At 49.9% G+C, this 3,191-nt stretch carries 3 protein-coding genes; 2 read left to right on the top strand and 1 reads right to left on the bottom strand.

The window, feature by feature from the left end; translation table 11 throughout:
• Positions 1 to 1,915 (bottom strand): prenyltransferase/squalene oxidase repeat-containing protein (locus ACXJJW_RS04770; protein ID WP_456474591.1); only part of this gene is annotated, 1,915 nt, incomplete at its 3' end.
• A gap of 248 nt (positions 1,916 to 2,163) precedes the next feature.
• Between ACXJJW_RS04770 and ACXJJW_RS04765 the strand changes: the two genes are divergently transcribed.
• Complete coding sequence (locus tag ACXJJW_RS04765; protein WP_456474590.1) at positions 2,164 to 3,009, top strand: TrmB family transcriptional regulator; 846 nt, start codon at positions 2,164 to 2,166, stop codon at positions 3,007 to 3,009.
• Positions 2,982 to 3,191, top strand: a 210-nt coding sequence (locus tag ACXJJW_RS04760) for an ATP-binding cassette domain-containing protein (protein ID WP_456474589.1), incomplete at its 3' end; no start/stop codon positions are given. The genes ACXJJW_RS04765 and ACXJJW_RS04760, both read left to right, overlap by 28 nt.

Raw genomic sequence — 3,191 nt, 5'->3', positions numbered from 1 at the left:
GCACGTTGGCTCGCAGCCTGAGTCTCAGCTCAAGGGTTACATTTGCCCTCCCGCCAGTCTGCACATAGAGGGGGGAGACTACCACTGCACCTTCTAGGATCTCGGCCGTTGAGGGTATAGATATGTTGAGACCCACCTCATCCTGAATTACACCCGAGTCAGAGTCGTGCAGAACCACATACAGGGGATATACTCCAGGAGGCAGGTTGGGGATTTGTAGCATAGCTGTGGTGCCGTTGAAGGCGAAGGTGAGGTTGGTCATGTAGCCGTAGAGCCTACCACCAGCTGAGGTGTGGTTGACAACCACTTTCATGAGCGAGCCGGGCTTAAAGGAGGTAGTCGGAATTAGGCCGCCTTCAGAGACCTCGAAAACTGAGATGTTTGTGATACTGCCTTCCGCTGATTTACTGTAGTATGAAAGCGCCCTCAGAGCAAAGGTAGTGGAGATAACATCACCCCAGCTGCCGTCCTCCTCCTGGGTAGAGAGCAAATATTCAACCGCCCTCTGCGTTGCGTTGGGCGAGTAAGTGGAGACGAGGTGCGTGCTTAAAGCCAGTGAGGTGTCAAGGGGTGTTGAGCGAATTTCACCCCAGCCGCCGTCTTCTCGCTGAGCGTTCAAAAACCACTCTCCTGTTTTCCTCAACGCCTCGGATGGGACCGAACCATCAACTAATGAATAACTTCTCAGCGCGAGTGTACACATAGACCTGGCAAAGACGCTTTCTCTTGAGGATTCGCAGTCTCTCTCTATGAAGCTTATACCCCATTCCGCATAATCACCATAGCCTGAACGCAGAAGTGCCTCCACCGCGAAAGCGGTATCCAGCAGGTTGCTCTCATAGCCGGGCTTAATACCCCAGCCGCTATCTCCATTCCGCCTTTCCGCAAGCTGCTCTGCAAGCGCTGAAACGTTTTCATAACCTTCAAGGGCGATAATCTGCCAGGCAAGCTCATCGGTTAGCTTGGGTTTCTGTCTGGACAGCCAGTCTACGGCTCTTGTGAGAGCCTCACCCGAGTAGTTTAGCATGCGCAGGGTGTCTATCACAATCGCTGTCTCCACTATGCTACTATCAGCAGCTTCACCACCCCAGCCTCCCAGTGGATGCCTCGCTGCAAAGAGGTATTCAGCACCTATCGCAACCTCGGGTGCACTCTGATTGTACAGAGAAATTGCGAGAGTCGCCACTGCAGATGGATACACCTTGCTTTCAGCATCTTCTTCTATTCCCCAGCCGCCGTCGCTGTTCTGCGCGCTTTTGAGATACTCCACCGCCCTAATGCTTGCATTTGCATGCTCAGGTGAGAGCGCGAGGGCGAGAGACGCGAAGGCTGTGTCTGTTACATAGCCAAAGCCTCCATCACTCTGCTGTCTCGCTTCTATCCATGCAAGGGCTTTTTCTATAGTTGTTGCACTTACATTGGCATAGCTCAATGCAAGCGCTGCAAGGGCGGTGTCTTTGACAGGGCCAAAGCCGCCGTCGCTGTTCTGCTGTGCAAGCAAATATGCTACAGCACTTTCCAGCTCCACGCCGGAGTAGTTCTGCGCTGCCAGCGCCACAACCACGAGGGAGGTTGCGGCTACCCCTTCCCAGCTTCCATCGCCGCTCTGGTTCAGGAGGAGAGAATCGCGCAGCGCAACATCGCCAGTGGCAAAGTAGGCGAGGGCAAATTCCTTTGTAGAATTTGCCTTTGCGATAAGCAGATACCTCTCCTTGGTGAGATTATAGCCAAGGTTTTCAAGGGCTACGGTTGCAAAGGCTGTGGAGAGCACATCAAAGCTTCTGCCCCAGCTTCCGTCCGGGTTTTGATTCGCAACAATCCAGTTTACTCCCACATTTATAGTATCCCCTGCATCAGCAGCATTTACAGATGGCAGGGCCAAAGTCAACAGCGTGAACAGCCACAGTGACCTCATATCATCACCATAGTATCTTGCTGTATGCCGATGGACAAAACCCTGCCTGTGAATAAAATGGTGCTGTTATTTAAAATTTATTTGAAGAATCCTTCAAATAAAACCCAAAATTTGGTTTTAATAACTTTTTGTTATTGAGTATTTCTTCAAATGCACTGAAGCTAATAATTATCCTGGATTTTAGGCAGTAAGATTTAAATAGCACACTCGCAGATTGTTGTTAAGTAACTTAACAACAAGGGTTTCCTATGAGGGCCGAAGAAATTTCCATGCTGATGAAACTGGGCTTAACAGGAGCCGAGGCTGAGGTCTATATCAGGCTCCTGCGGGAGGATACAGTAACCGCCGGGGAGCTGGCCAGATTGACCCGGTATTCCCGCACCAAGGTATATGAAATTCTTGAAAAATTACAAAGAGAGGGGCTGGTGGAAAGCTATCCAACAAGACCCATTCAGTTCAAGGCTCTGGACCCGGGTAGCTCAATCCCCCTGTTTGTCCAGCACAAACACCAGGAGCTTGAAACCGCTGAAAATATCCTGTCCAGAAACCTCTCTAAAATCTGGCGCAAAGCTCCCTCTCAGGATCCTCAGGTCTTTATAAACGAAGGTATAAATAAAGCCTCTGCCAAGTTTCTGGAGCTTGTAAACCATGCAGAAGAAAAGATATATACATTTATGGCATGGGTATCAAAAGACGAATATGATTTTCTTCTAGATGGCTTTAAAAAAGCCTGGGAGAGAGGGGTGAAGATTCAGATGGCAGTTTACGATAATCCTGATTTTAAGGCCGGTGTATCCCCTAGAAGGCTTGCAAAATTTTCAGATTTTTCTCGTGAGTTTTATCTTATACCAGGAGACTTCCACCCCTTCCCACTGCCGCCGGTAAAGCTTCTGGCGGTGGATGAGAAAGATATCAACATAGTTTTTGGGGACTATCTTGAAACCGGGGTACTGAAAGATGCGATTTCTGTCCACTACCACAATATATCGGGAATGGACGTCGTACCCAGGAAGATTGCACCCCTGTGTTTTGAGACATTTTTTGGCGGGTTCCGGAGGGACAAAAAGTGCAAATCATCGAAACCCATGAGCTGACAAAGGAGTTCAATGGTCTCGTGGCAGTTGACCACGTAACCTTCAGCGTAAGGCGGGGGGAGATATTTGGCTTTCTCGGTCCCAACGGCGCAGGTAAAACCACCACCATAAACATGCTCACAACACTCCTCCTCCCAACCAGCGGCGAAGCGTACATCTCGGGCTTAGACGTGGTTCGCGAG

The organism is Candidatus Pyrohabitans sp. (genome assembly GCF_054014795.1).
This window is presented reverse-complemented; position numbering and strand designations above follow the sequence as displayed.